This window comes from Spirulina subsalsa FACHB-351, assembly GCF_026130165.1.
Lineage (GTDB): Bacteria > Cyanobacteriota > Cyanobacteriia > Cyanobacteriales > Spirulinaceae > Spirulina_A > Spirulina_A subsalsa_A.
The window spans coordinates 1-6,046 of sequence record NZ_JAIHOM010000187.1 but is presented as its reverse complement, the minus strand read 5'-3'; the positions used below and the strand labels follow the sequence as shown (position 1 = coordinate 6,046).

Annotated in this window: 5 protein-coding genes and 2 pseudogenes; 4 read left to right on the top strand and 3 right to left on the bottom strand. The window is 44.5% G+C overall.

Annotated elements, in window-relative coordinates; translation table 11 throughout:
- Positions 1-126: pseudogene (locus K4A83_RS23725) on the bottom strand (RNA-guided endonuclease TnpB family protein); the annotation flags it as partial.
- 399 nt (positions 127-525) lie between these two features.
- Between K4A83_RS23725 and K4A83_RS21540 the strand changes: the two are divergent.
- The 4 genes from K4A83_RS21540 (at position 526) to K4A83_RS21525 (ending at position 5,164) form a co-directional block, all read left to right on the top strand.
- Entirely contained in the window at positions 526-1,890 is a 1,365-nt protein-coding gene (locus K4A83_RS21540; protein WP_265266768.1) for an NAD-dependent succinate-semialdehyde dehydrogenase, read from the top strand.
- Between the two features lie 235 nt (positions 1,891-2,125).
- Positions 2,126-3,772, top strand: coding sequence for an acetolactate synthase large subunit (locus K4A83_RS21535; RefSeq protein WP_265266767.1), 1,647 nt, complete (start codon positions 2,126-2,128; stop codon positions 3,770-3,772).
- Positions 3,773-3,986: 214 nt separating this feature from the next.
- Positions 3,987-4,565: a Uma2 family endonuclease gene (locus K4A83_RS21530; protein WP_265266766.1), complete on the top strand. Its 579-nt coding sequence runs from the start codon at positions 3,987-3,989 to the stop codon at positions 4,563-4,565.
- Positions 4,566-4,591: 26 nt separating this feature from the next.
- On the top strand, positions 4,592-5,164 hold the full coding sequence (locus K4A83_RS21525; protein ID WP_265266765.1) for a Uma2 family endonuclease: 573 nt from the start codon (positions 4,592-4,594) through the stop codon (positions 5,162-5,164).
- Between the two features lie 48 nt (positions 5,165-5,212).
- On the opposite strand, the gene K4A83_RS21520 is transcribed toward K4A83_RS21525, so the two are convergent.
- Both K4A83_RS21520 and K4A83_RS23720 read right to left on the bottom strand, forming a co-directional pair.
- A complete protein-coding gene (locus K4A83_RS21520) occupies positions 5,213-5,770 on the bottom strand; it encodes an REP-associated tyrosine transposase (protein WP_407810262.1) in 558 nt (185 codons plus the stop codon).
- Between the two features lie 150 nt (positions 5,771-5,920).
- Positions 5,921-6,031, bottom strand: a pseudogene (locus tag K4A83_RS23720) (transposase); the annotation flags it as partial.
- Positions 6,032-6,046: the final 15 nt, after the last annotated feature.

The following is a 6,046-nucleotide window of genomic DNA, read 5'->3' as shown; positions in this document are numbered from 1 at the left end:
ATTTAAGTCTTCGTAGGCGATAAAATCGTTAGATTTAATGACGCGCAATGCCTCTCTCTGGACAAAGCCTTTACGTTGTCTACTTACTCTTAAATGTTTTAAGGCATATCTCTTCCTAGCTTTTTTGGATAGGATAGCCTTTTTTCCCCTTCACTCCTTGTTTATCGACCTCAAACAACTAGATGAATACTAACATATACAGCACAAATTGTCATGATCTAGTGATTCCTGAGCTTTAATCAAAGAGTCGTGCTTCGCTGTTTCTATACTGGTCGGGTTTCATCCCGTCGGTAAAACCGAGGGTCTTCACCCGACATTGCAGATAAGGAATTGATAATTGTTCCCCCCGCTCCCTTGCGGGTCACACTCATCCCAAGGGACCGAATATGAGAACTGGTGCAGGATCAGTCAAAGAAACGTAAAGAAAAAATAAATTTGTTAAATATTATACGGTTCGTCAAATTTGGCCTAGCGAAAGTCATAGACTAGATATACAATATTCCGTCCTGATAAGGGGGAGGGTTAATGGCTATAGCAACGGTTAGTCCAGTAACCGGAGAAACACTGAAAACCTTTACACCATTGACGAGCGAGGAAATTCAGTCCAAGATTGCGATCGCCCAGACCAGTTTGGAAGCGTATCGTAACACCACATTTGCCCAGCGCAGTCAATGGTTACACCAAGCGGCCGATCTGCTGGAAAAAAACAGCACAGAGTACGGCAAGATCATGACCGTGGAAATGGGCAAAACCCTGAAAAGTGCGATCGCCGAAGCGAAAAAATGCGCCCTCGTTTGTCGCTACTATGCCGATCACGGGGCGGAATTTCTCAAGGATATCCCGGGGGAAAGTGATGGCAGTGCTGCCTTTGTGCGCTATCAACCCCTCGGAGTGATTCTGGCGGTGATGCCTTGGAATTTCCCCTTTTGGCAAGTCTTCCGTTTTGCCGCCCCCGCGTTGATGGCGGGCAATGTGGGACTATTAAAACACGCCTCCAATGTGCCGCAATGTGCGATCGCCATTCAAGAGATTATTGAACAAGCAGGCTTTCCCCCCGGCGTATTTCAAACTCTCCTCATCGGAGCCAGCCAAGTGGAAGAAGTTCTTGCCGATGAACGAGTACAGGCCGCCACCCTCACCGGGAGCGAATACGCCGGAGCTAGTTTAGCCGCTACGGCCGGGAAATATATCAAAAAAACGGTTTTAGAATTAGGGGGGAGTGATCCCTTCATTGTTCTTAACAGCGCCGACCTAGAATTAGCCGTTTCCACGGCCGTCACGGCTCGGATGTTAAACAATGGACAGTCCTGTATCGCCGCCAAACGGTTCATATTACAAACAGGCATAGCCGATCAATTTATAGAACAACTCACCGCTCGGTTTGAAGCCCTAAAAATTGGTGATCCGATGGATGACAGTGTAGATGTCGGTCCCCTTGCCACCGCCAGCATCCGTCAAGAAATTGACCAACAAGTGCAGAAAACCGTGGCGATGGGGGGGAAAGTGCTAACCGGAGGACATCCCTTAGATCGTCCCGGTAACTTTTATCCGCCCACCATCCTCACCGATATTCCTCCCGACTCCCCTGGAGCCCTAGAGGAGTTTTTTGGCCCGGTTGCCTTGGTGTTTCGGGTGAATGATCTAGAAGAGGCTATCCGTCTCGCCAATGGGATTAACTTGGGCTTAGGGGCGAGTGTGTGGACTGAGGATGAGGGAGAGCGCGATCGCCTCATTAACGACATCGAAGCTGGAGCCGTCTTTGTCAACGGTTTAGTGAAATCCGATCCCCGTCTGCCCTTCGGCGGCATCAAACGATCGGGCTATGGTCGTGAATTGAGCATTCAAGGAATTCAAGAATTTGTCAATATCAAAACAGTTTGGATTCGTTGAACCCCTTACTCTAAGCCAAAACAGTCTAAACCAAGCCTTGAGTTGGGAGGTTGGTCTGCCCCCACAATACTCAATCTTAAAAACGCCCAAACCCTGACCATTCACTATCATAAAAGGGCATCTTTTAGACTCATTTTCATTGATTTGACCATTAACTTCGCATCTGCTCTAGCTGACCCCTAGAGCAATCTGCTGTCCTTAACAAACCTACAATTTACTGCAAGGATTAACCATCATGGGCGAATTAAACACAGCCGACCTCTTGATTCAATGTTTAGAAAACGAAGGCGTTGAGTACATTTTCGGCGTACCGGGCGAAGAAAACTTACACATTCTGCAAGCCCTCAAACATTCCTCGATTCAGTTTATCACGACCCGTCACGAACAGGGAGCCGCCTTTATGGCTGACGTTTACGGGCGATTAACCGGAAAAGCTGGGGTCTGTCTCTCCACCCTCGGCCCCGGTGCCACCAACCTGATGACCGGAGTTGCTGATGCTAACCTAGACGGGGCCCCCGTCGTAGCCATTACCGGACAAGTGGGTACAGATCGGATGCACATTGAATCTCACCAATATCTTGACTTGGTGGCCATGTTTAGTCCCGTCACCAAATGGAACACCCAAATTGTCCGACCCAGCAACACGGCCGAGATCATCCGCAAAGCCTTCAAACTTGCCCAACAGGAAAAACCCGGTGCCGTGCATATTGACCTCCCGGAAAATATTGCCGCCATGCCTGTCCAAGGTCAACCCTTACAAAAAGATCAACGAGAACCCCTCTATGCTTCCTATCGCAGCTTAACCAAAGCCGCCGAAGTGATTTCTAAAGCTAAAAATCCCCTGATTTTAGCCGGAAATGGAGCCATTCGCGCCCATGCCAGCGAGGCCTTAACGGAATTTACCACCCGCATGAATATTCCCGTGGTGAATACCTTTATGGGGAAAGGCGCCATTCCCTATACCCATCCCCTCTCCCTCTGGACCTTTGGACTGCAACAACGGGATCACGTCACCTGTGCCTTTGAAAAAGCCGATCTTGTGATTGCCGTGGGTTACGATTTGGTCGAATATTCCCCCAAACGTTGGAACCCCGAGGGCAATATTCCTATTGTGCATATTGGCACCAATCCCGCCGAAATTGACAGTAGCTATATCCCTGTCGTGGAAGTAATCGGAGACATTGCCGACTCCCTCCATGAGATTAGTAAACGGGGGGATCGTCATGGCAAACCTACCCCCACCTCGGCCAGCTTAAAAGCCGAAATTCGCCAAGATTATGAACAGTATGCCGAAGATACCGGATTCCCCATCAAACCCCAGAAAATCGTCTATGATTTGCGGCAAGTGATGGGGCCTGAAGATATTGTCATTTCTGATGTGGGCGCTCATAAAATGTGGATGGCTCGTCATTATCATTGCGATCGCCCCAACACCTGTCTAATCTCCAACGGTTTTGCCGCTATGGGGATTGCTATTCCGGGGGGATTAGCCGCTAAACTGGTTTATCCCGATCGTAAAGTCGTCGCCGTCACCGGGGACGGAGGGTTTATGATGAACAGTCAGGAATTAGAAACCGCCCTCCGCGTTGGCACTCCCTTTGTCACCCTGATTTTTAACGATAATGGGTATGGTTTGATTGAGTGGAAACAAATCAATCAATTTGGAGAATCCGCCTTTATCAAATTTAGCAATCCTGATTTTGTTAAATTTGCCGAAAGTATGGGCTTAAAAGGCTATCGGGTGGAATCGGCAGATGAACTGGTTCCTATCTTAAAAGAGGCGCTCGCCCAAGACGTTCCCACCGTCATTGATTGTCCCGTGGACTATCATGAGAACATCCTCTTTTCCCAAAAATCTGGCGGTTTAACCTGTCCTATCTAGGGAACTCATTAGAAAATCCCGTAGGTTGGGTGGAGCGAAAGCGAAACCCAACAAAAAAGTCCCGTAGGTTGGGTGGAGCGAAAGCGAAACCCAACAAGTCCCCAAGACCACAATTGAAACCTTTCATAACAAAACGAATCTTTACAACCCGACCATAATAATGTCAATAAATTTAAGGTCAATAAATTCGTTAAATTAACACCAAAAATAAACTATGGCTGTCATCATCAAACAATCTTCTCTCACCATTGAAGACTATCTAAAACAAGAAGAAAAAGCCATTGATAAAAGCGAATGGATTCAAGGAAAAATCATTAAAATGGCGGGTGCTTCAGCTAATTATAATACTTTAACCGGAAAACTCCATGCACTGCTTCTTTTTGCTTTAGAAGACTTAAATTACTCGGTATTTATGAGTGATATGAGGCTATGGATTGAGGAATCTCAGAGTTATGTTTACCCCGATGTAATGGTGATTCAAGGAGAACCTGAATTTACCGACAGCCAACAAATAGCCGTAACAAATCCTTGTTTCATTGCAGAAATTTTATCCCCTTCTACCGCCGGATTTGATAAGAGTCAAAAATTCACCCTCTATCGTTCCATTTCCCAGTTACAAGAATATTTATTAATTGACCAAAAGTCCTATCGTGTCGAACTATACAGAAAAGTCGGTGAGCGTCAATGGTTATTTACAGAATTTATCGGTAAGGATGCCATTGTGGAACTGGAAATCGTTAACATTCAGATTGCTCTCTCAGAGCTTTATAAACGGGTTAAATTTAACGAATAAACTATAGCGTCGTGGGTCAATAAACTATGGCTGTCATCATTAAACCATTTTCTCTCACCGTTGAAGACTATCTTAAACAAGAAGAAAAAGCCATTGATAAAAGCGAATGGATTCAAGGAAAAATCATTAAAATGGCGGGTGCTTCAGCCAATCATAATCGGCTAACTTTAAATTTAAGTCGCTTACTTCCCTTAGAAAGGGGCGAGCAAAATTATGAAATTTTTGTCAGTGATATGAGGCTATGGATTGAGGAATCTCAGAGTTATGTTTACCCCGATGTAATGGTGATTCAAGGAGAACCTGAATTTACCGATAGTCAACAAATGGCCGTAACAAATCCTTGTTTCATTGCAGAAATTTTATCCCCTTCTACCGCCGGATTTGATAAGAGTCAAAAATTCACCCTCTATCGTTCCATTCCCCAGTTACAAGAGTATTTATTAATTGACCAAAAGTCCTATCGTGTCGAACTATACAGAAAAGTCGGTGAGCGTCAATGGTTATTTACAGAATTTATCGGCAAGGATGCCATTGTAGAACTGGAAATCGTTAACATTCAGATTGCTTTCTCAGAGCTTTATAAACGGGTTAAATTTTAACGTATTACCTATGAAGCACTTTACATTAAAAAATAAACTGATATTAATTTAAAGAGAAAAATTATCCCAGTTTTTGCCATAATCTCTAACCTGATATTGAACCCAACAACTTCTTAACCATTCTCTTCCTTTGTCCTTGAGATACCAATGAACACTACTTTCGTGCCACTCATAGGGAGATTGGACTTGATTATGTTTGACTGGATTGTAGTGAATATAATTTAGTGTTGTATAATAATGACGTTCTGAAGGAATAGCGCGATCGCTATAGGAACACCAAACTTTCCCAGTGCAGCAATCTTCAATGTTCCACTGACGGGCAAAACGCCCATGAATGAGACGTAGTTGTTGACTTAACCATTTAAATTCAACAGTGCTAATTAAGAGGTGATAATGATTAGGGAGAATCACCCAAGCGCGGACTTCAATGCCTTGATCCGTCAAGGTTTCAAAGAGACGATTCCATAATTCTTGGCGGCGTGTGGGAGTATTTAATCGGTGTTTATGTTCATAGCAAGCGGCAGTAATCAGATAATAATCTTGGTTTTCAATAAGATGTGGGGGTGAATGGCGTGGGTATTGCTTTTGAAGTCTAAATTGGACAATTTCGGCTTTTTGTTGGTCTGTAAGTTTACCTTAAATGTTGGCTTGAAGGCTCTCGGTTTCACCGATGAGATGAAAAGCCAACCAATATAGAAACAGCGAAGCACAATTAATACTCTGGAGAGTCTTGGCTCTCCACAGATTTTTTAATCAGAACTCTAAATGTTCTTTCTGGAATACTTTTCTCCGATATTTAGTCACCAACACAATATGAACAGTAAGATTAAATGTAGCCCTGCGGGTCTTAGAGTAATTGGCTTCCATAACTATTGGCAGCTT

Coding starts and splice junctions, on each gene's coding strand:
- K4A83_RS21530 (WP_265266766.1), top strand. CDS start 3,987: ATGGCTGTCATCATCAAACAATCTTCTCTCACCATTGAAGACTATCTA.
- K4A83_RS21525 (WP_265266765.1), top strand. CDS start 4,592: ATGGCTGTCATCATTAAACCATTTTCTCTCACCGTTGAAGACTATCTT.
- K4A83_RS21535 (WP_265266767.1), top strand. CDS start 2,126: ATGGGCGAATTAAACACAGCCGACCTCTTGATTCAATGTTTAGAAAAC.
- K4A83_RS21540 (WP_265266768.1), top strand. CDS start 526: ATGGCTATAGCAACGGTTAGTCCAGTAACCGGAGAAACACTGAAAACC.